Source organism: Neobacillus driksii, assembly GCF_013409995.1.
In the GTDB taxonomy this organism is placed as follows: Bacteria; Bacillota; Bacilli; order Bacillales; family Cytobacillaceae; genus Neobacillus; species Neobacillus driksii.
Map to the genome: position 1 here is coordinate 28,960 of NZ_JACCBX010000016.1, position 23,159 is coordinate 52,118.

Genomic DNA, 23,159 nt, shown 5'->3' on the forward strand with positions numbered 1-23,159 from the left:
AAATCGCGTATGATTAAATCGTACACGATTCAAATTACACGCTATCCATCAGGGAGGAAGTTAAATGAAAACAGTCCATGATTTTTCAGTAAGAATGACCAACGGTGAAGTAAAATCTCTCAAAGAATACGAAGGTAAACCTCTAATTATCGTGAATACTGCCAGTAAGTGCGGGTTAACCCCTCAATTCCAAGGTTTACAGGAATTATATGATACCTACAAGGATCGTGGTCTAGAAATTTTAGGTTTCCCTTGTGATCAATTCAATAACCAAGAATTCGATAATATTGAAGAAACGACTCAGTTTTGCCAGTTAAACTACGGGGTAACCTTTCCAATATTCGCAAAGGTTGATGTGAATGGTGATAAGGCGGACCCATTATTTACTTACCTGAAAGAACAGAAGAAAGGTTTACTTTCTAAAAACATTAAATGGAATTTTACTAAATTTCTTGTTGACCAAAATGGCCAGGTAATTGAACGATATGCACCAACAACAGAACCAGAAAAAATGAAGCATGATGTAGAAAAATTATTATCCTAAAAGGTGATAACCTTGAAAGACTTCATGACACTAAAAAATCAACTTTGCTTTGCCGTATACGAGACGGCTGGTGAATTTAACAAATTATATTCCAGTGTACTTCAGCCATTTGGTTTAACCTATCCTCAATATTTAGTCTTATTGGCTTTGTGGGAACAGGATGGGGTGACATTAAAGGAACTAGGGGCAAAGTTAAATTTAGGCACTGGGACATTGACTCCTATGGTTTCACGCATGGAAGCAAGTGATTGGGTAAAAAAACAACGTTCAAAAGAGGACGAAAGAAAAGTATATATCTATTTACAAGAGAAGGCTGTAAAAGAAAGAAATGCTATTACCAGTAAAGTTGTAGAGGCAATCCAATCCTGTCAAATAGAACTCAAAGAATATGAGCAATTAATGCAGCAGTTGAATGCTTTACAGAAAAAAATGAGAGAAAGACAAGTTTAATTGAAGTTTTTAAAAAGTTGTCCTAATTGGATGACTTTTTTTACTTCGGACTTTTTTTATTAATATCCTTCCCTTATCAAGGAAATAGTAACAATATTAAAAGAAGGAGGCACCACTATGCTTGATAGAAACAGTACTAACGGTAATAATATGAATCCATTTGTTGTTACAGATTTTGATGCAAGCGCTGGAGTAAAGTTAAACGAGGATACATATGAAGTATTTGTAAATGGAAGTTTTGTTGGACGTAAAACGCTTAAAAACCAAGGAGAAGATCTATCAGATATTGATGACTTCTTACGTAACCAAGGATTCAGTGACTTTACCACCTCTGTGGATGGTGACCACTATATGATTGAAGTCAGTAATCAAGAGGATAACTTCTCAGATGCCCTATCTGTTTATTTCAATAATCGGTAACTCAACTATTCTACATCTGGTCAAAGAGAGTCTTTCATATCGAAAGACTCTCTTTGACCAGACATTACAAGTGCTTTTTTAGGAGCGTAGGATAATTGCCATCATAGATTTATCCTCCTTAAAATTCCAGTCAATAAAGATGTCCATTACAGACTTATCAAAAATATCCTCAAATCGACCATCGCGGTGAAAATACTTTTTTTCAAGTTCATCTTTTGTAAATTTCAGTTCATTTTCAAATCCTTTTTCAATTAGTGCCTTTTCTATTTGAATAAGGATTCCGCTTCTTTCGATTAAGTATATAGAAGGAGAAATGGGATATATATTTATTTTGTCTGGAACTTTTTCAACCATGAAGCTGATTCGCTCCACTTCCAATTCTACCCTTTGGATATCGACATCTGTTCTATATTCCCGCCCCGAATCCGTATCTAATACAAACATAAGCACACCTGAGTTATTTGGCAAATTCCAATCATGATAATATTCTACTACTTCAACATCGAGCGTAACTTGAACTACGCCTTTAATTTCATCTAGAAGGTGGGTGATAATAACGTTTCTCGCATAATCAACGTACTTGTTCTGACCATATTCTAACAAGATATCCTCCATTGGAGATAAAAATCCACGTATATATGTGACGAGATAATTTTTGGAAACCGTAGTTTGACAACTTTGAGGGCCCCTGCCGAACTTTTTTCGCAACAGTTTACTAATATAACTACTGATATACTCTTCCTTTTTTTGGTCGGTCATTATTTTACTCCTTACTGGGAAAGTTGCCTTTATATTCCTTTAGTATGTACGAAAGCCCTCTTTATTAAAATTTATTTAAACACAAATAAAAAAACATATTGTATTTTAGGAATCCCTTCTTTACAACATGTTTCTTTAGGTTATTTCATTGTGTAAGTTTGTTAAAAATAAAAACAAGATAATTTCTATTATTCTTATAGTCCCACATTATAAACATATCCTCGATTAAACGACAGAATAGACTTTCGAATTGCTCCTTGTTCTTCCAATACCCATCTTTTATGTTCCAGGCATGATGGAGCAGCAAATCTACATTCCCTTTTTCATAGGCTAATTTCTCAAGTGGCAGAAGTACATCTTTCGATTCGATTGCACATATATTTTGTGTGAATTTTACAATTTTGAAGCTGGAAGGTTTCTTAGTGTATTTTGAACCTACATTTTCAATTAAGTGGAATAAGCTAGTTTGAAAACTGTTATCAATCTTCTCCTCATGATTAGGTTGAGCATGGTCTAATAGGAGGATGCCTGTGTTTTTATCATAGTTCCAATCATGAAAGAAATAGTCAAAGGATATCCCTAAAATCTTTGATACCTCTGGAATAAACTCTTGAGTAACTGAATTCATCACAGTTGACCGGAAGTTATGTGCTAGTTCTAACTGGTCTTGGTTCATCAATACATTCTCTGCAGGTGTAATAAACTGTCTCATATAGACGTAAAATCTATTGCCTTTTAAGAAAACATTACAGGCTTCTGGCCCCTTTCCAAATCTGCGTTTAAGCAATTTACTAAATTTGCTGCTGAGATACACCAAATTCTCCTGATTTGAATTAATATATACCTCTCCTTTCACCAAAAGTAAAAAAGGCCTAACTTCAAAAAAGAAGTTAGGCCACGGTTCAGACGACTATATTACTAGTTTCTTCCATTTACCACACAGTATACGAGTATAAATTTTTATGTAAAAAATAATAGATTTCTAAAACTAATGACTGCAAGACATTAGACTTATATATTTTAACACTGAATTCATTTTACTGCAATTGAAATATAGAAGGTAAAATTACCTCAATACAAGTGCCTTCCGCACTACTAAAAATATTACTTTTCCCTTTATGCTCCTCAATAATCTCATCGCATACAAGCATCCCTAGACCAGTGCCATGTTCCTTCGTTGTAAAAAACGGCTCACTTATACGTTCTAAAATTTCATTTGGAATTCCACCGCCTTCATCAATAATACGAATATGAACACTATCATTAAGATGTATGCCTTCAACGATGATTTTCCCTCCATCTGGCATTGCTTCAATCGCATTCTTTAGATAGTTGATGAACACTTGTTTCAATTGATTTTCGTCCCCAATAATCATTACCTCTAGTGCATGGAAATTTTTTATCACTTCGATATTATTTAATAATGTCTGTGACTCCATCAATGTCAGGACTTTGTCCAAAAGACCGCGGACGTCCAACTCTTGATAGTTAATTTTTGTTGGTTTAGCCAGAACCATTAACTCCTTTAGAATCATTTCAACACGATTAATCTCTGATTCTACAATATTATAGTACGTCGTATCCCCTTTATGCTCCCCCATCATTAATTGCATAAAGCCTTTTATTGCCGTAATTGGATTGCGAATTTCATGCGCAATTCCTGCCGCAAGCTGCCCTGCCGCTGCTTGTTTTTCCGACAGCAATTGTCTCTCCCTCTTAATCATTGTGATATCTTTTAACACAACATAACTCCCAACTACTTCATCATTAAAAAGAATTGGAAAAGCAGTTACGTTTACGTCCATAGCGTGACCAGGTCTCATACTAATCTTAGAATCAAAATTTGTAAGTTGTTCACGCTCCTTTTTACTAAAAAACGTTTGAGAGTCACTTAAAACAGATGAGATGAAAATATTACTTAGCTTCATACCTACTAGATCTTTTCTAGAACACTGCAATATTTCCTCACAGACTTCATTTACATAAACCAATTGACCTGACATACTCAATATAAAAAATGGATCAGTGGTTTTAGAAAGCACAGAGAAATCTTTATCGACATTAACATCTACGTATATTTCGAGTAAGAAGTTTAGCCGCTTCATTTCATCTTTATCCATTAGATACCATCCCTCCCGTTTTTAGCATTAAAAAAAGCCAAAATAAGCGTAGATATCCCTACGTCTTATTTTGGCTTAAATTCTAGCGTCTACATATCTAGAAAATCATTACCGAGTAAGTTAAACATGAAAACTCAACATAAAAGAGTGATTCATAATAGAACAGAGCATATATCCCTATTTCCACCTTTAATACTATACTATTATTTAAGAATATTCAAACATTTACTCTCTGCATCAACCATCTACTACTCCAGTATTATAAATTAGCGATTTTGGATTTAGCGATTTCCGCAGCGACTTCTACGATCATATCCTCTTGACCGCCTACTACTTTACGTTTTCCTAATTCAATTAATATATCACGAGAATCTACGCCAAATTTCTCAGCTGCACGCTTGGAATGAAGGGCAAAGCTTGAGTAAACACCTGCATACCCTAGCGTTAAGCTATCTTTTGTAATTTCTTGCGGCACTGGTAAAAGTGGTGCAATGATGTCTTCAGCTAAATCCATCATTTTATATAAATCTACCCCAGTTTTAATCCCCATTCGTTCACAAACGGCTACAAGTACTTCAGTTTGGGTATTACCAGCACCTGCTCCTAAGCAGCGTACACTTCCATCAATTCGAGTAGCTCCTTCTTCGATAGCTACAAGTGTATTAGCCATCGCCAGAGATAAGTTATTATGACCATGGAATCCAATGTTGACGCCGACGGACTGCTTAAGTGCACGAATTCTTTCGCGAACTTGACCTGGCAGCAGGTAACCGGCAGAGTCAACTACATATACCGTATCGGCCCCATAGCTTTCCATTAATTTTGCTTGTTCTACTAGTTTATCGACGGGAGCCATATGATTCATCATTAAGAATCCCACAGTTTCCATACCTAGTTCTTTTGCATAAGCAATATGCTGTGGAGCTACGTCCGCCTCCGTTACATGTGTTGCGATACGAGCCATCTTTGCGCCTAAATTTGCCGCTTCTTTCAATTCATGCAGCGTACCAATCCCTGGCAATAGTAGGACGGCAATTTTAGATTTATCTGCCACAGATACCGCGGCCTCGATTAATTCCATTTCATTTGTACGGGAAAGACCATATTGCAATGATGATCCTGCTAACCCGTCACCATGTGATACTTCGATATACGGAACATTTGCGTCGTTCAATGCTTTTGTCACTTTTAGGACTTGATCCACTGTATATTGGTGAGAGACTGCATGACTTCCATCTCGTAAGGCAACCTCAGTGATTAGAATATCTCTTTCGTTTGTCATTTTATTTACCCCTTTCTACAGCTTAAACTGCTTCTGTCTTTAATAGATTTTTAGCAAACTCTTCGGCAACTTTCACACCTGCAGCAGTCATAATATCAAGGTTTCCTGAATATTTTGGCAGGTAATCCCCTGCACCTTCTACTTGAATAAAGATGGTGATTTTATTTCCATCGAAAATAGGTTCAGTACGGAGTTGATAACCCGGAACATAGGATTGAACGACTTCTGTCATATCTGCAATTGATTTTCTAATACCTTCTTCGTCCATTGTTCCTTCCTCTACAAGCGTATACACAGTATCACGCATGATGATTGGAGGTTCAGCTGGGTTTAAAATAATAATCGCTTTCCCCTTTTTAGCCCCGCCGACTACTTCAATCGCACGGGAAGTTGTTTCAGTAAATTCATCGATATTAGCACGCGTTCCTGGACCTGCACTTTTACTTGAAATGGTGGCAACAATCTCAGCATATTCTACTGGACTTACACGATTTACAGCGTGAACCATCGGAATTGTTGCCTGTCCGCCACAAGTAATCAAATTGATATTATCTTTTTCTAAATGCTCGTCAATATTAACAGCCGCACACACATATGGACCTACAGCTGCTGGTGTCATATCAATGACTTTAATACCTGCTTCTTTTAACACCTTTGCATTATAGAGATGTGCTTTTGCTGAAGTGGCATCAAAAACGATATCCGCTTCTAATTCAGGATCTGCTAAAAAGCCATCAATTCCAGTATCAACCCCTGCATAGCCTAACTCTCTTGCTCGTCTTAAACCGTCTGATTGCGGGTCAATTCCAATCACAGCAGTTAACTCTAAAATTTGCGAGCGACTAAGTTTAATCATTAAATCTGTACCAATGTTCCCTGAGCCAAGAATCGCCACTTTTACTTTTGACAAAATAATTCTCCTCCTTGAATTTACCTTTTTATGTTTTCTTTACTCTAGCTACTTTCTAAAAGTTATTACCTTTGTAACCTAAAGACTTTGAAATCTCAGCTGCAGCACTCTTAATCCCCGCTATTACTCTAGGAAGCTTCTCTTCAACAAGTCTCATTTTAGGTGCGGCACAGCTAATTGAAGCGATTACATTTCCCTTATGATTGAATATTGGAGCGGCTATACATTTAAGTCCCAACTCAATTTCTTCATCATCGACAGCATATCCAGTCTCACGAATAGTAACCAACTGTTTTTTAATTTGGTTTACGTCTGTCATTGTGTAACCGGTAAAGGCTTCTAAACTTGCTGCTGATAATAGTCTATCCACCTCTTTTTCACTTAAATGAGCAAGTATTGCCTTCCCCACACCTGTACAATGAACCGGTGCTCTTTTTCCAATATGCGAATAAATAGTAAGAGCTCTTGGACCTTCTACTTTTTCAATGTAAATGACTTCATCTCGCTGTATGGTAACTAAGTGGACGGTTTCATTTACTTCGTCGGCTAATTCTCTAATAATCGGTCTAGCAATGTTTCCAATATCAAGATGTTTCCCAACAAAGTTACCTAATGTGAAAAGTTTTATCCCGAGTTTATACTTCAAATCCTCTGGATTCTGTTGAAGATATCCTCTATGTTCCAATGTCTTAATTATTCCATGAACAGTGCTTTTCGATAATTGGAGCTTATCACTAATCTCTTTAACACTTAGTTCTGGACCATTGGTCAAAAATAATTCCAGGACATCAGCTGCCCTTTCAATCGATTGAATTAAACGTTCAGTCATTACCATCCTTCTTTCATTCGCCATTGTCGAACAGCGTTCGTATATATTTAATCGATGTATTTATACTACCTCGCCAACTACCTGTATGTCAATACAATCAGACTAATTATTCTGAATATTTTAATGCAAAATAAAAAGAGCTCTTCAATATTAGAAAGAACCCTTTAAATTTATAAAATATTAAATTATTTCAAACCTTTCTTCTATATATTAAAAAAACTGCCCAGTAAATATGATATCCATCTGGTTTGGGGATGGTTTCGAATATTTTCTAGTAAACCCTTAATAATAGCCCGGCCAAATGTTGGTTCAATCAGCTGCTGTTTTAACAGTAATAAAGATTCCTTTTCTACAGACTCTTCCATTTCTTCTATTTCTTGATCCAACGTTAAGAGAATCTGTTCTTTTGTTAAATCTTCTAATTTTGGCTCTTCAAACACCTCAATCAACCCTTTTGAAATAAAAGGAATGGTGGCGTTTTTAGCAAGCAGATTTGTTTTTTCAACTAATGACGTTGATAACAAATCCAAATCCAATGGTATGTTATAAAACAAGAATAGCTGAGAATACATACTCATAAAGCCCTTGATACAAAATACTAAATCATATTTTATCTCTTTTACTTTATCATCTCCATACAAACGCTCTACCATCGAAAGAATTGTTTTATCCATTAATCGGTCGTAGTAACGCATTTTAACGATGAAATCCTCATTAAAAGAACGCGACTGTTCCTTGATTAGTATTTTTCCAAAATCAGAATGCTTTCGAAATGAGTCGAAAATCGCATAATAAAATTTATATAGAAGATTTTCTCCCTCCCTTGCATTTCTGACTAGATAGTCAATTTCAGAAGTGAATTGAATCATAAAGTGATCGATTATCTCGATAATCAATTCATCTTTTGACTTAAAAGATAGATAAAAGGCACCTTTTGATATTCCGCAATGTTCTGTGATTTGTTGGACAGATGTGGCTTCAAAACCCTGTTTAGCAAAGAGTTCTATCGCTTTTTCCATAATTAATTGTTTTTTCATCGTTCATTCTTCACTCCTAGGTTCAATCATTGACAGATGACCGGTTAGTCAGTATTATAAGTAAATGGGTTAGATAAGTCAATTAAGGGTAGGTGTAAGTGTGAAAGGTTTAGTCAACTTTGTTCTTGGAAATAAACTAGCAGTATGGTTACTTACGATTATTATAACAGTATCTGGTATTTATTCAGGTACAAGAATGAATATGGAGACCATTCCGGATATATCAATTCCATACTTAATGGTAATGGATGTATATCCTGGTGCCACTCCAGAGCAAGTAATGGAAGATGTCTCAAAACCCTTAGAGAAGGCTATAGAAAATCTTAAGGGTGTAAAATCCGTTTATTCTAATTCAAATGCTAATATGGCAAGTCTTCAAGTGGAATATGAATACGGTGAAGATATGAACGAGGCAAATCGTGCCTTAAAATCGGCAATAGAGGCAGTGAAGCTGCCAGAAAATGCACAAGAGCCTATTATTACAGCAATTAGTATGAACATGATGCCTGTTATGGCACTTAGTGTAAGTAGTACAACAGAGGATATCGTTGAATTAACGTCAACAGTTGAGGATATAATCCTTCCAAAAATTGAGAAAATCGATGGTGTTGCCTCTGCCACCATTACAGGTCAACATATTGAAGAAGTTCAGCTTACGTATAACGATGCAAAAATGGCTGAATATAGTTTAAAAGAAGATACTGTTAAACAAATGATTCAAGCAAGCGACCTGGCAGTTTCATTAGGTCTTTATGAATTTGAAGAAGGCGAACAGGCTGTAGCTATCGACGGGAAGTTTATGACTGCGGATGAGTTAAAGGAAATGCTTATACCTGTAACACCATCTGTAGACCAGCCTTTACCATTTGTGAAACTTAGTGATATCGCTGAAATTGAAGTAGTCGGTAAAGTACAATCGATTTCACGTACAAATGGTGAAAATGCCATTGCCATTCAAATTGTTAAAGGCCAAGAGGCAAACACTGTAGATGTAGTAAACAGTGTGAAGGATTTAGTAAAGGAACAAAAGGAAAAAATTGATGGCCTAGTCATTGATGTATCACTTGACCAAGGGGCACCAATTGAAAAGTCGGTTTCAACGATGGTTGAAAAGGCATTATTCGGTGGTTTAATCGCCGTATTAATTATCCTTTTATTCCTACGTGATTTTAAATCAACCATTATTTCGATCGTTTCTATTCCAGTTTCTATTTTCATGGCATTCCTTCTGCTCAACTGGATGGAGATTACCCTTAATATCATGACGCTCGGTGCTGTTACGGTTGCCATCGGTCGTGTCATCGATGACTCGATCGTCGTTGTTGAAAATATTTATCGACGTCTTCATTTAAAGGAAGAGAAATTATCAGGTCGTGCGCTTGTCCGCGAAGCGACAATTGAAATGTTCAAACCAATCCTTTCATCAACATTAGTAACGGTTGCAGTATTTGCGCCTCTTATCTTTGTTGGCGGTATGGTCGGCGAATTATTCACGCCATTCGCACTTACTATGACATTTGCCCTTGGCGCTTCGCTAGTTGTTGCGGTTACCATCGTTCCTGCATTGTCTCACTTCTTATTTAAGAAAAAATTATATGGTGAGAAAACAGAAAGCAGCCATAAAGAAGTTGGTAAATTGGCGAACTGGTACAAAGGAATCCTTGGATGGACACTTAACCATAAAGTGATTACCTCTGTTATCGCTGTTGTGTTATTAGCAGGAAGTTTGGCGTTAACGCCATTAATTGGTTTTAGCTTCATGGGCAGTGAAGAAGAAAAGGTAATGTATTTAACGTATACACCAAAAGCCGGAGAGCTAGAGGACGAGACATTAGCGAACGTTCAAGCTGTAGAAGAAGAAATGCTTAAACGTGATGATATTGACATCGTTCAGATTTCTGTAACAGAAAGTGGAGATCCGATGGCCGCGATGATGGGCGGTGGCGGAGATGGTGCGTTAATGTACCTTATTTTTGATCCAGACATGGAAAACTTCCCGGAAGTCCGTGAAGAAATTGAAGAATATGTGTTTAATATCGGACAGACAGGCGAATGGAAGTCACAAAACTTCGCACCTACATCAATGGCTTCAAATGAAGTCAGCTACACGTTCTACAGTGAAGATTTAAATAAACTAAATGAAGCTGTAAAAATGGTAGAAGGCGTTCTGAGCAAAAATGATGGCTTAGAAGATGTTTCTTCAAGCGCTGAGGAAGCATACGTTGAATATACATTCAACGTAGAACAAGATGAATTGCTGCAATATGGGTTAACCACTGGTCAAATCGTCATGATGTTAAACCCAACAAAAACTCAAGATGTTTTAACAACGGTTGAAAAGGACGGTAACGAATTAGAAGTAATCGTACAGCAGGAACAAGCGGCACAGCCAAAATCCATTGACGATATTTTAGCAACACCAGTACCGACTGCACTTGGTACGACGATGCCTCTTTCTGAACTCGTAACAGTTGAAAAAGGTACAACATTAAATACACTTGCACGCAGCAAAGGTGAATACTATGCAACGGTTTCAGGTACGATCCTTGATAAGGATATTTCAAAAGCAACGGCTGCGGTTGATAAAGAAATTGACAAATTAGATTTACCAAAAGGTGTTACCATCGGCGTTGCTGGTGTCCAGGCAGATATGACGGAGACATTTACACAGCTTGGTATGGCTATGCTTGCAGCGATCGCGATTGTATACTTTATCCTAGTTGTAACCTTCCGTGAAGGTGTCGCACCGTTTGCTATCCTATTCTCATTGCCATTTGCAGTGATTGGTTCATTTGTTGGTTTATTAATTGCAGGCGAAACCATCTCTGTATCTGTTATGATGGGACTATTGATGTTAATTGGTATCGTTGTTACGAATGCGATTGTACTGGTTGACCGGATTATCCATATGGAACGTGATGGTATGACGATGCGTCAAGCCGTACTAGAAGCAGGTGCTACACGTCTGCGTCCAATCCTAATGACAGCTATCGCAACGATCGGTGCGTTAATCCCATTAGCAATTGGCCAAGGCGGGGGCGGTTTAATTTCTAAAGGTCTTGGTATTACCGTAATCGGTGGTTTAACTAGTTCAACTTTATTAACACTAATTATTGTGCCAATCGTTTATGAGGTATTATCTAAGATTTTCAAGAAAAATCGTAAAGAAATCCAAGAAAACTAATAACAAAAGGGCCTGAAAGGTGCATACACTTTTCAGGCCCTTTTCTATTTTTACTACCAAATAAATAACCCAACTATCATTGCACTTAGTAGAGAAACAGCTATTCCGCTGACGAGAAGCTTCCATACGTTTTTACCAATAATCACTGATTTCCCTTCTGAAAGAATGGAATTAAACGTTCCATAGATCATTCCCACTGTACTAAAGTTAGCAAATGAGGTTAAAAATGTTGTAGCAACAGCAACTGTATGCGGTGACAATGTATCCAATTGCTTTTTCAGATCCATCATGGCGACAAATTCATTGGTAGCTAACTTTATACCCATTAACTGGGCTACATAAAGAGCATCCTTCACTGGCAAACCTAGTAAAAAGGCAAACGGACTAAAGATATACGAGAAGATTTTTTGGATTGTAAGACCATTGACAATCACCCCTAATATTCCATTAAGCGCAGCTGTTAATGCTACATATCCTATTACCATCGCTAAAATAACAATGACCATATTCATACCAACTAACATACTGTTAGAAATCGTGGAGAAAAAGTCCTTTTTCTCCGATTTTGGCGGTTCGTAAATAATATCTTCCTCTTTTGGCACTGTGATTGGATTTAAAATGCTAACTACTATAAGAGCATTTAAACAGTTTAAGGGAATAGCGCTAAAAACATAGGTTGCCGGAACCATCGATAAATACGCGCCTATAATCGAACCGCTGATACTGCTCATACTCATAATTCCAAAGGTAAGTAACCGATAATCCTTTAAAACAGACAGTTGATTACGAATTACAGCTAATGCCTCCGTGTTTCCTAAGAACATCATTTGAATGGAGAAAAAGCTTTCTAACTTGGGCATTTTTGAAACCTTTGAAATAAGCCAACCCACTTTATCAATAATCCATGTTAAAATACCAAAATAAGATAAAATATCAAAAAATGTCACAATAAAGATAATCGGCAACAAAGCACTAAAGAAAAAGTCTATTGTCTCATTTGCCATGGCACTTGGAAATACAAACGCAATCCCTTCACTTGCACAAGCAATTAACCAGGTGAAGAATGCAGCGATTTGATTAATCAGCCAGCTGCCAATATTTGTCCCCAACATAAACCAGGTAATAAGCAATTCAACCACAACAAGCGAGACAATCGCTTTCCATTTAACCTCTTTCTTTTTTGGAGAACATAAAAATACAACGCCCATCACAACAAAAAATCCTATGAGATTAATTAAAAAATACATTTCAGCAACTCCTAGATGTTAATTAAATATCAAAAAGCCCTTCTTCTCATTATTCCCAACAAAAGGGTAAAGAATGAAAAGAAGAGCTTCCGCAAAAAAATTTAAGGTTTTAATAAAACTTTCCCTGTACTTTTTCGGCTTTCTAGTAATGTATGTGCTTTAGCGCCATTTTTTAAAGAAAAAACAGTTGGTTCTTGAACGATGATTTTCCCTTTTAGGATCCAATCAAATAATTGTTTTGAACGTGCCTTCCTTTCTTCTAAAGAAGTAAGAACATTCCAAAGGTCCCCGCCAGTGAGTGTTTTCGAAGTATCCATAAGCATCCGAGGATCAACTGGTACAGGGTCACCCCCTGCCATGCCATAAAAGACAACAGTTCCTCCAACTCTAGTAGCTTTAAAGCTTTCCTGGAGAGTAGAACCGACAGAATCATAAACAACATCCACACCATAACCATTTGTTACCTTCTTTACTTCCTCAATCCAGTTATCATTGTATAAAAACACATGATCCGCTCCTGCTGAATATGCAGCTTTTGACTTCTCTATTGAAGAGGTAAGGCCAATTACTTGTCCGCCTAATAATTTTGCGATTTGAATAAGAATTTGGCCAACTCCGCCTGCAGCGGCATGGACTAGAATTGATTTCCCTTCTTTAACTTCATAACTGTCTCTTGTTAAGTAGTGGGCTGTTAAACCTTGTAGTAAAACAGCCGAAGCAGTTTCAAAGGATATCTCATCTGGTAATGGAATGGCCTTTTCTAAAGGAACTGAGACTAACTCAGCATTCGCAAACGGCACATCTGCAAAAGCAATTCTATCTCCTACTTTTATAGCAGTAACTCCAGCACCAACTTGTTCCACAATACCTGCACCTTCATAACCCAATATGTATGGGGGGGTGCCCGCTAGATGATAATTCCCTTTTCGACGATAGATATCTGCGAAATTCAATCCAACCGCCTTCATCCTTACCAAGATTTCATTATCACTAATGACTGGATCAGGGATATCTTTATATTGTAATACCTCGGGTCCACCGAAACTCTCAAAGATAAGTGCCTTCATTCTTCTGCTCCTCACATTCAAAAATATATTTCACATTGTATAGTTTTTTAAGAGGAGATACAAAAAAACCGCTTTTACAGTGGGCTAGAAGACAACTACTGACAATATTTATCATAATCAATTGAAATCCGTCGCAAAAAAACTTCCAAAAGGAAGGTTTTTCTTGTTTTTTTATTTTTGAATCAGGTAATTTGAGCTGGATTAAAAATTGTAAAATCATTATAGAGTTTATATTTTTCTGCCAAACATTGCTTACGTCCACTTGCCACATCAATAATTTCATTAAATAATAGAGTTCCTATTTCTTGTAGCGTTGCTTCCCCTGTTGCTATCGGACCTGCATTGATATCAATTAAATCTTCCCACATATCTTTCATGTCATTCCTGCTGCATACTTTGATAACAGGCGCTTCCGCCAATCCATATGGAGTCCCACGTCCAGTCATAAAGACTTGCAGCGTAATCCCACTAGACAATTGACAAGAACCACAAACAAAATCACTTGCAGGTGTGGCAGCAAATATCATTCCTTTTTTCGTTGGTTTTTCTCCCGGAGAAAGTACCTCTACTATTGGTGAAGTACCTGACTTGGCAATCGATCCCATTGCTTTTTCTACGATGTTTGAAAGCCCGCCTTTTTTATTTCCAGGAGTAGGATTTGCACTTCTGTCGACTTGGCCATTTGCAAGATATTTGTCATACCATTTCATTTCAGCGGCAAGCTTTTTACCAACTTCTTCATTCGTACAACGTTCAGCTATAATATGGACCCCGTCTCTTACCTCCGTTACCTCAGAAAACATTACGGTTGCTCCAGCCTGAACTAACATATCAGCTGCATAACCCGCTGCCGGATTTGCTGTTACTCCTGAAAATGCATCACTTCCCCCACATTGCAGCCCGATACACAAATCAGAGAGAGGCAGGGTGATACGCTCTCTTTCATTCAACCTTTTAAGTTTTTTGTCCGCCATAGCCATTATTTCTTCAATGATTGCATTATGACCCTTCAAATCTTGTAAGTTCACAACATTTTCAGGAGAATTATAGGAATCATCCAATAACATTTCTAATGTTAACTTTTCACATCCCAAAGAAACAATCATCGTCTCTCCACCAAAGTTCGGATGTTTGACCATGTTTCGCAGCATTCGAATAGGTATTTTTGCTTCCTTTGCATTAATTGCAACACCACAACCGTATGAATGGTTAATTGCTACCACATCCTCTACATTTGGGTAGTGTGGAAGAAGTTCATCCTTTATTCGCTTTACCGCATTATTTAAATACCTGTAACGCATTGCACCGTGGTCACAATTCCTAGTATGTTTCTTGTACCTGCGTAACCCCCGCTTGGATTAGGGTAGCCCTCAAACGTCTTTATTGGAGCTTCAGGTAAATTAGTTTTTATATTAACTGCAAAATCCATTTCATCTAAGGAAGGCGGTGATGGAGGTTGAGGCATATGTTCATTAATCCAATCACCTTTTTTTATAGGATCTAACGCATAACCCAAAGTGACCCCATATCGTATGATGGCTTCGCCTGCAGACAAATAACGTAAGGCAATCTTGTGTCCTTGTGGAATATCTTCATTTGCGCAGATACCATCCAAGACAATCGTTCCTGATGAAATAGCACTTACAGTAATGGCTACATTATCCCTCTCATTTAATTTAATATAATGATTAAACCCCACTAAAATCCCTCCTCCATACTCTTGTTATTTAGTTAATTTCATCGTAATCTGAAATCACAAAAAAGAAAAAGTGTTAGTTTTTGGACTTCTCTTAATAAAATTAAGAGTAAAGAGGGGAATTCTTTTATGGATGTACTGCCTTTAGAATATATGATTAAAATTGCAGAAGAAAATAATATAACGAAAGCCGCCGAAAAACTGTTTATCACTCAATCCGCTTTAAATCAACAGCTTTTAAAGCTTGAAAAAGAATTAGGAACCCAGCTTTTCGTTCGATCAAGAAGCAATTGGCACCTAACACAGGCTGGAGAGGTCTATATTGAAAATGCAAAGAAAATGATCCAGATACAAAAGAAACATACAATCGGATTAATGATATTGTAGATACAAAGAAGGGGATTATTACTTTGGGGTTAACACCGGAACGTGGCACAGAAATGTTTGCGGCCATCTATCCAACTTTCTATAAAAAGTACCCTGCCATAAAAATTGAGCCTATTGAGTTGACGGTTAAACAGCAGCAATATGAAATTGCACAAGGAAAAATTGATATTGGCTTTTTAACCTTACAAAGCTCCCAAAAAACGAATGATGAGTATATCCATATATGTTCAGAAGAAATCATTTTAGGTGTACCAATCTCTCATCCTCTTGCACATTTAGGAGGAAAGCTTGGCGAAAAACTGCCAAGTATAAGCTTAAAGTGTTTTGAAAATGATAATTTTGCCATTATGCAAAAAGGTTCTACCCTTCGTGAAATCTATGATAATCTCATCACAGGTGAAGAAATATTCCCACCTATTCTCTTAGAAACTAGGAGCTGCCATACCTTATTTGATATGGTTGTGGAAGGTATCTGCTGCTCCGTATTTCCAATCTCATATGCAAAGCACAATTCTAACATCTCCTATTTTTCGATAAAACAAAATCCAGTCTGGGAAATTGCAGCTAGTTATAAAAAAGGCTGCTACCTAAGTGGGGCTGCTAAGGAATTCATTACTATTTGTAGTGATTATTGGATAAGAAAAATGAGCCCATCTCTATAATGGAAAAGGCAGCCTACAAATCGGCTGCCTTTTTTGAATTCTATTAGATACATTTATCCTCTATATTTTAAAGCTAATCCTTTTAAGAAATTTCTAGCGTATTTATCAAGGCATTGCTTATAATTCTTATGGCCTTCTTTTCTAAGCATTGCACTCAATTCACCTTTTGTTACCGTAATCCCTGCTCTTTCAAAGATATCAAGCATATCCTCACTGGTTAACGCCAGCGCTATCTTCACCTTCTTTAATAGCTGGTTATTAATACTTTCTCTACTCTTTGAAGGTACTGGTGTATCCGGCTGTCCTGGTTTTGGTTCTTGTTTACCTCTTTTAAACGTAATAAAGCCATTTAAAAATGACTCTAACATACTATTCGTACATTTAATATGTTCCTCATCTTCCGGAACATCATCTTCATAATAATCTTCTTCATCGTAACTGTCCTTTGGTTTTGTAAGGATTTTTAGGACATCTTCTTTTGCTACCTCAACGCCGCCAAATTTAAAAATTTCAACCATATCTTTATCTTTAATATCGAGCGCATATCGTAATCGAATTAATATATCATTATTCTCCATTTATAACCCTCCAATAAGATTGCTATATGTATAGCACAAGTATATCCGTTTCAAATGTTAAACAGTCATTTTCCAACTGGATAACGCTAACCAGTTCTCCTGTTGCTTATAATCGGGAAGTATCTTACCAACAAGCCTCCAAAAAGATCGATCATGATTCAAATGGACCATGTGGCACATCTCGTGGACAACTACATAGTCAATCACACTCTGCGGCGCCATCGCCAGCCGCCAATTAAAGGTTAACTGCTGTCTTGAATCACAGGTTCCCCAATTCGTCTTATTATCTGTAATCCTGATTGACCTTGGCTTTGATTTAAAATTACTTTGATAAGATTTAATACTCTTCTCTACTAACATCTTACATTGCTGATAGTAAAACCGTTTTAATGCTTGTTTTATTTTTTCATCCTCAAGATGTTTCACAATAATATGTAACTTTTCTTTTTCAAACACTACACGGTCTTGCTCGGTATTTATATCATGAGAAATCTCAATGGGATATTCTTTCCCTAAATAAAGGAAGGTCTCGCCATGTTCATAGGTTTTTACCTCCGACCCATGGGTTCTATCCTTCATTTCCTTCAATTTTTGCTGGATCCACTCCCATTTTTCCTCTAAAGCCTGAAGGACGCGTTCATCGGAAATTCCTTTAGGAGCCTGAACTTCAACATTTCCATACAGATCGATAGAAATGCTCATCGAGGTACGCTTTTTATACTTTATCTCAAAACGAATCGTCTGCCCTAAATAGTTATGAATCATTTCAACACCTCTTATGTAAAAAACGAAACTCCGAGAATTTATGCCCCTCAGAATCATACTTTGTTTTTTTCCTGCCGGCAACTAGACAGAATATTTAATTTCTTAAGTTTTATCTTTAGTTTGTTATGGTTCATTATTTGGGGTATCAAGCTAGAATTATAGAATGAGAGGAGGTTTGTCTTTTTTAAGCGCTTTACCCGTTATAATTAATAATCTTTTATGGGGGAATGCAGAAAATGAGAAGAAAATTGAAAAGAATTATTTTATTACTTCTGGCAGCTATGTTGATAATCCCGTCAGGCTGGATTACACAGGCTTCAGCAGCTGAAACAAACAAAGATATACCAGTTCTACTGTACCATCGAATTGTTGATAATCCTAGTAATCAATGGACGGATACCAGCATTGAAACGTTTAAACAGACTATGCAATACCTAAATGATAACGGTTACAATACCTTATCAGCAGAACAATATGTAAAGATCATGGATGGAACGGCAACGGCGCCTGAAAAACCGATTCTATTAACGTTTGATGATGGTACACCAGAATTTATTACCAATGCTCTTCCAGTTTTAAAGCAATATAACATGAGAGCTGTTCTGTTTATTGTCAGTGACTGGATAGGCGGCGGTTTCAGCATGTCAAAAGAACAGCTGCAAAGTTTGGCGAAAGAACCATCTTTAAGTCTCGAGAATCATACGAAAACCCATGACGGTACTATTTGGGGAACAAATGGCGGTGTACGTAGTACGATAACGAAAGAACAAGCTGCGGACCAAATTATATCAGCGAATACTTATCTTAAAAGTATTACAGGTAAAGACCCAGTCCTAATGGCATACCCTTATGGCAGCTATAATGATATTGCAAAACTAGTAAACCAAGAAAATGGTATTAAGTACGCATTTAAAGTAGGATACCCTAATGAAGATAATTATGCTATGGGGCGTCACTATGTAACAAATCAAAGTGTGGCTCAAATTGCCCAAATGATTGGCGGCCCTGTGCCAGAACCAACTCCAGAACCAGGAAACCAGACAGAAACCGTCTATCAAGAAACCTTTGCCAGTGGTATTGGTGTAGCAGTTCAAGCGGGTAACCCACAAGTAACCCACGTTTCTGGTAAGGTTTTTGCAGGCAATGAAGATGGAAAAGCCATCTCTATTAGCGGAAGGACGAACAACTGGGACGGCATCGATATCCCATTCAACAATGTCGGTATGGAAAACGGCAAAACATATACGATTACAGTTACTGGTTTTGTTGACGAAAATGCAACTGTTCCTGCTGGCGCACAAGCTTTACTGCAGAATGTAGACAGCTATAACGGTTTGTATGTTGCAGCAGATTTTGCCGCGGGACAGACTTTTACTTTAACGGGTCAGTATACCGTGGATACTAGTAAAGATAGAGCACTACGTATCCAATCAAATGATGCTGGAAAAAATGTTCCGTTTTACATTGGAAACATCTTGATTACAACGGAAAAAACAACTGCACCTCAAACCGATAGAGTAGTATTTCACGAAACATTTGAAGCTGGTCTTGGTGTGGCTACACAAGCAGGAAGTGCAAAATTGACGCCTGTTTCTGAGCTCGTTTTTGAAGGCAATAGTGATGGAAAAGCGATTTCTGTTAATGGAAGGGCAAACAACTGGGACGGAGTTGATATCCCGTTCAGCAGTGTCAGCATGCAAAACGGCAAAGCCTATACCATTACAGTCACTGGTTTTGTTGATAGCAGTGTGAGTGTTCCTGAAGGTGCACAAGCTTTGCTTCAGAATGTAGACAGCTATAACGGCCTGTATGCAGCGGCAGATGTTAAGGCAGGTCAAACCTTTACTCTAACGGGTCAATATACCGTTGATACGAGCAAAGATAGAGCACTACGAATTCAATCAAATGATGCAGGGAAAAGCGTTCCCTTCTATATCGGAGATATTCTCATTACCGAGAAGACAGTTGCTGGTGGTGACGGGGACGATGGAAGACCACCTGCCGAACCATTTACAACAATTGATTTTGAAGACCAAAATATGGGTGGTCTCGAGGGAAGAGCTGGTACCGAAACACTAACAGTAACCAATGAAGCCAATCATACTGAAGGCGGTTCCTATTCTTTGAAGGTTGAAGGCAGATCACAAGCTTGGCATGGACCAGCATTACACGTAGAGAAATATGTTGACAAGGATTCGGAATATAAAATTTCTGCCTGGGTGAAGCTGATTTCACCAGCAACTTCACAGCTTCAGCTTTCCACACAGGTCGGCGATGGCGGCAGCGCTAGTTACAATAATCTTCAAGGAAAAACAGTCAGCGCTGAAGATGGCTGGGTTAAACTCGAGGGAACGTACCGTTATAGCAGTGTAGGTGATGAGTTTTTAACCATTTATGTAGAAAGCTCGAACAACAGCACAGCCTCCTTTTATATCGATGATATTACCTTTGAATCGACTGGTTCCGGACCAATTGAAGTTCAGGATTTAACTCCGATAAAAGAGGTTTATAAAAACGATTTCTTAATTGGAAACGCGGTCTCTGCTTCTGATCTTGAAGGCAATAGACTTAAGCTTCTCAACATGCATCACAATGTTGTCACAGCAGAGAATGCAATGAAGCCAGATCAAGCGTATAATGCGGAAAAACAATTTGACTTTACTGATGAAAATGCGCTTGTCGACAAGGTTTTGGCTCAGGGATTGCAGCTGCATGGTCACGTGCTTGTATGGCATCAACAAACTCCAGAATGGTTATTTACAGCTGAAAACGGTGCCCCTTTGAGCCGTGAGGCAGCACTAGCAAATTTAAGGACCCATGTTAAAACAGTCGTAGAAAATTACGGTAACAAGGTAATTTCATGGGACGTGGTAAACGAAGCAATCATCGATAACCCGCCGAACCCAACGGATTGGAAGGCATCACTTCGTCAATCCGGCTGGTACAAATCGATTGGACCAGACTTCGTAGAACAATCCTTCCTTGCTGCAAAAGAGGTACTGAATGAAAAAGGCTTGAATATCAAGCTATATTACAATGATTACAATGATGATAATCAGAGCAAAGCCGAAGCCATTTATCAGATGGTGAAAGATATCAATGAAAAGTATGCTAAAGAGCATAATGGAGATCTTCTCATTGACGGAATTGGAATGCAGGCTCACTACAATAAAAACACAAACCCAGATAATGTTAGACTCTCCTTAGAGAAGTTTATTTCCTTGGGTGTAGAAGTAAGTGTAACTGAACTTGACATTACAGCTGGAACCAACAACGTACTTACTGAACAGGAAGCAACGGCACAGGGCTATTTATACGCACAATTGTTCAAGATTTACAAAGAACACGCAGAGCATATCTCACGTGTAACTTTCTGGGGACTAAATGATGCAACGAGCTGGAGGGCTGCACAGAGTCCATTGTTGTTTGATAAAGATTTGCAAGCAAAACCAGCTTACTATGCTGTTATCAATCCAGACAAATATACTGCAGAAAATCAACCTGAGGTAAGAGAGGCTAATCAAGGAAGTGCGGTTTCCGGCACACCAGTGATTGATGGAACTGTAGATGGTGTTTGGAGCAATGCAACGGAACTGCCGATTAATCGCTTCCAAATGGCTTGGCAGGGAGCAAACGGGGTATCCAAGGTCCTCTGGGATAATGAAAACCTTTATGTTTTAATTCAAGTAAGTGACTCACAGCTCGACAAATCGAGTCCAAATCCATGGGAACAGGATTCCATTGAAGTCTTTGTCGATGAGAATAATGCAAAGACTTCTTCCTTCGAAGATGGTGATGGACAATATCGAGTAAACTTTGACAATGAAACATCATTTAACCCTGTCAAAGTTGCAGAAGGTTTCGAATCTGCAACCAAAGCATCAGGTACTGGCTATACCGTTGAAGTAAAGATTCCGTTCAGAACCATTACACCAGAAAACAATACGAAAATCGGTTTTGATGTTCAGGTTAATGACGGTAAAGATGGTGCCCGTCAAAGTGCTGCAACATGGAATGATTTAACTGGTCTGGGATATCAGGACACTTCTGTGTTCGGCGTCCTGACACTTATGAAGACTGACACCACTGCACCTGTTACAACCGATAACGCACCAGAAGATTGGGTTAATAAAGATGTAACGATTGCTTTCAGTGCAAATGATAATGATACAGGTGTAGCAGCAACCTATTATAGTATTGATAATGGGATCGTACAAAACGGTAATTCAGTTACTATTTCTGAAGAGGGTGTTCACACTCTAACATACTGGAGTGTAGACAAAGCTGGAAATGTCGAGCAGGTTCATACAAAAACAATTAAACTTGATAAGACCGGACCAACCTTTGATATTAAACTCGACAAAACAACATTATCACCAGCTAATCATAAGATGGTGCCAATATCGGCGACTATTAGTGCATCTGATGCCGATTCAGGAATTCATTCAGTAGTGTTAACATCAATTACTAGCAATGAATCTATCCAACCTGATGATATTCAGAATGCCAATTATAATAAACCTATTACAGGTACTACCGATTCCTTTAAACTTCGTGCAGAAAGATTAGCAAACAGTAATGGCCGTGTTTACACCATTACTTATACGGCCACAGATAAAGCTGGTAATGTGACAACAAAAAGTGTTGAAGTTTCCGTTCCACGCGACAATTCTAAAAAATAAAATGTCATTTACGAAGTACCCTGAATGTTTTCATTCAGGGTGTTTTGTTGTTGAATAGCAAGCAGAGTGCGCTCAAAACAAAACCCTTTTCCCATCAACCACAACATTTCTTTAACTTTTTACCACTGCCGCATGGTCAAGGATCATTTCTTCCTACTTTTGTTACTTTGATTTGGGGAGCATTTCTAGATGACTTTATTGTTTTTTTCCACTCTTGCACATAATGATGACTTGGCTTTTGCATTTCAATGATTTTTGCTTAAGCACCATAGATTCTTGTGTCATTTCTAGCTTATTGTATAGCTCTTCCAGTCGTTCCATTACATCAATTTTATCTTCTAGACCTTTTATCTCAAGAGCTCTTCCTAAGATAATTAGTCGTTTGATTTGACCACCTTTAAAATATTAAATTCTACATCAATTGCTATAATTCTACTTATTTGCAAACGAAATTCACTAATTAAACGTTTAATTAAATCAAGCAAAGTCCAGCTTTGAAGCTGTTCCCGGCTAATTTCCCATGCAATAATTGTCGAGGAA

18 protein-coding genes and 1 pseudogene are annotated in these 23,159 nt (G+C 37.7%); 7 read left to right on the forward strand and 12 right to left on the reverse strand.

Annotated elements, in window-relative coordinates; genetic code table 11:
• The first annotated feature begins 64 nt into the window (after positions 1–64).
• From F4694_RS27045 to F4694_RS27055, 3 genes are all read left to right on the forward strand, one after another.
• Positions 65–544: a glutathione peroxidase gene (locus F4694_RS27045; protein ID WP_179603026.1), complete on the forward strand. Its 480-nt coding sequence runs from the start codon at positions 65–67 to the stop codon at positions 542–544.
• A 12-nt stretch (positions 545–556) separates the two neighbouring features.
• Positions 557–994, forward strand: a complete 438-nt coding sequence (locus F4694_RS27050) for a MarR family winged helix-turn-helix transcriptional regulator (protein WP_179603027.1) — start codon at positions 557–559, stop codon at positions 992–994.
• Between the two features lie 117 nt (positions 995–1,111).
• Positions 1,112–1,414, forward strand: a complete 303-nt coding sequence (locus tag F4694_RS27055) for a hypothetical protein (RefSeq protein ID WP_179603028.1) — start codon at positions 1,112–1,114, stop codon at positions 1,412–1,414.
• A gap of 78 nt (positions 1,415–1,492) precedes the next feature.
• Here F4694_RS27055 and F4694_RS27060 read toward each other — a convergent pair whose 3' ends face one another.
• The 7 genes from F4694_RS27060 to F4694_RS27090 form a co-directional block, all read right to left on the reverse strand.
• Positions 1,493–2,173, reverse strand: a complete 681-nt coding sequence (locus F4694_RS27060) for a Na-translocating system protein MpsC family protein (RefSeq protein ID WP_179603029.1) — start codon at positions 2,171–2,173, stop codon at positions 1,493–1,495.
• Positions 2,174–2,318: 145 nt separating this feature from the next.
• On the reverse strand, positions 2,319–3,029 hold the full coding sequence (locus tag F4694_RS27065; RefSeq protein ID WP_218895858.1) for a Na-translocating system protein MpsC family protein: 711 nt from the start codon (positions 3,027–3,029) through the stop codon (positions 2,319–2,321).
• 181 nt (positions 3,030–3,210) lie between these two features.
• Positions 3,211–4,293: an ATP-binding protein gene (locus F4694_RS27070; protein WP_179603031.1), complete on the reverse strand. Its 1,083-nt coding sequence runs from the start codon at positions 4,291–4,293 to the stop codon at positions 3,211–3,213.
• Between the two features lie 259 nt (positions 4,294–4,552).
• The gene (dmpG, locus tag F4694_RS27075; RefSeq protein WP_179603032.1) at positions 4,553–5,575 is read right to left on the reverse strand and encodes a 4-hydroxy-2-oxovalerate aldolase; all 1,023 of its coding nucleotides are present in this window, start codon (positions 5,573–5,575) and stop codon (positions 4,553–4,555) included.
• 22 nt (positions 5,576–5,597) lie between these two features.
• Positions 5,598–6,485, reverse strand: coding sequence for an acetaldehyde dehydrogenase (acetylating) (locus F4694_RS27080; protein WP_179603033.1), 888 nt, complete (start codon positions 6,483–6,485; stop codon positions 5,598–5,600).
• Positions 6,486–6,540: 55 nt separating this feature from the next.
• Positions 6,541–7,314 carry an IclR family transcriptional regulator gene (locus F4694_RS27085; protein WP_179603034.1) on the reverse strand — a complete coding sequence of 258 codons (774 nt, stop codon included), beginning with the start codon at positions 7,312–7,314 and terminating at the stop codon, positions 6,541–6,543.
• A 203-nt stretch (positions 7,315–7,517) separates the two neighbouring features.
• Positions 7,518–8,351 (reverse strand): TetR/AcrR family transcriptional regulator, encoded by an 834-nt coding sequence (locus F4694_RS27090; RefSeq protein WP_179603035.1) that lies wholly within the window; start codon positions 8,349–8,351, stop codon positions 7,518–7,520.
• A gap of 100 nt (positions 8,352–8,451) precedes the next feature.
• Between F4694_RS27090 and F4694_RS27095 the strand changes: the two genes are divergently transcribed.
• Positions 8,452–11,535, forward strand: coding sequence for an efflux RND transporter permease subunit (locus F4694_RS27095; protein WP_179603036.1), 3,084 nt, complete (start codon positions 8,452–8,454; stop codon positions 11,533–11,535).
• Positions 11,536–11,588: 53 nt separating this feature from the next.
• On the opposite strand, the gene F4694_RS27100 is transcribed toward F4694_RS27095, so the two are convergent.
• The 3 genes and pseudogenes from F4694_RS27100 to garD form a co-directional block, all read right to left on the reverse strand.
• Positions 11,589–12,782 carry a nucleoside transporter C-terminal domain-containing protein gene (locus tag F4694_RS27100; RefSeq protein ID WP_179603037.1) on the reverse strand — a complete coding sequence of 398 codons (1,194 nt, stop codon included), beginning with the start codon at positions 12,780–12,782 and terminating at the stop codon, positions 11,589–11,591.
• A gap of 101 nt (positions 12,783–12,883) precedes the next feature.
• On the reverse strand, positions 12,884–13,849 hold the full coding sequence (locus F4694_RS27105; RefSeq protein ID WP_179603038.1) for a quinone oxidoreductase family protein: 966 nt from the start codon (positions 13,847–13,849) through the stop codon (positions 12,884–12,886).
• A 182-nt stretch (positions 13,850–14,031) separates the two neighbouring features.
• Positions 14,032–15,554: pseudogene (gene garD, locus F4694_RS27110) on the reverse strand (galactarate dehydratase).
• A 120-nt stretch (positions 15,555–15,674) separates the two neighbouring features.
• On the opposite strand from garD, the gene F4694_RS31895 reads away from it, so the two are divergent.
• Together F4694_RS31895 and F4694_RS27115 are read left to right on the forward strand one after the other, a co-directional pair.
• Positions 15,675–15,932 (forward strand): LysR family transcriptional regulator, encoded by a 258-nt coding sequence (locus tag F4694_RS31895; RefSeq protein WP_218895859.1) that lies wholly within the window; start codon positions 15,675–15,677, stop codon positions 15,930–15,932.
• 17 nt (positions 15,933–15,949) lie between these two features.
• On the forward strand, positions 15,950–16,594 hold the full coding sequence (locus tag F4694_RS27115) for a LysR family transcriptional regulator substrate-binding protein (RefSeq protein WP_308806786.1): 645 nt from the start codon (positions 15,950–15,952) through the stop codon (positions 16,592–16,594).
• A gap of 53 nt (positions 16,595–16,647) precedes the next feature.
• Here F4694_RS27115 and F4694_RS27120 read toward each other — a convergent pair whose 3' ends face one another.
• Complete coding sequence (locus F4694_RS27120) at positions 16,648–17,172, reverse strand: YehS family protein (protein ID WP_179603039.1); 525 nt, start codon at positions 17,170–17,172, stop codon at positions 16,648–16,650.
• Positions 17,173–17,229: 57 nt separating this feature from the next.
• The gene (locus tag F4694_RS27125; RefSeq protein ID WP_179603040.1) at positions 17,230–17,937 is read right to left on the reverse strand and encodes a M48 family metallopeptidase; all 708 of its coding nucleotides are present in this window, start codon (positions 17,935–17,937) and stop codon (positions 17,230–17,232) included.
• A 236-nt stretch (positions 17,938–18,173) separates the two neighbouring features.
• Here F4694_RS27125 and F4694_RS27130 point away from each other — a divergent pair, with 236 nt between their 5' ends.
• Positions 18,174–22,619: an endo-1,4-beta-xylanase gene (locus F4694_RS27130; RefSeq protein WP_179603041.1), complete on the forward strand. Its 4,446-nt coding sequence runs from the start codon at positions 18,174–18,176 to the stop codon at positions 22,617–22,619.
• Positions 22,620–23,159: the final 540 nt, after the last annotated feature.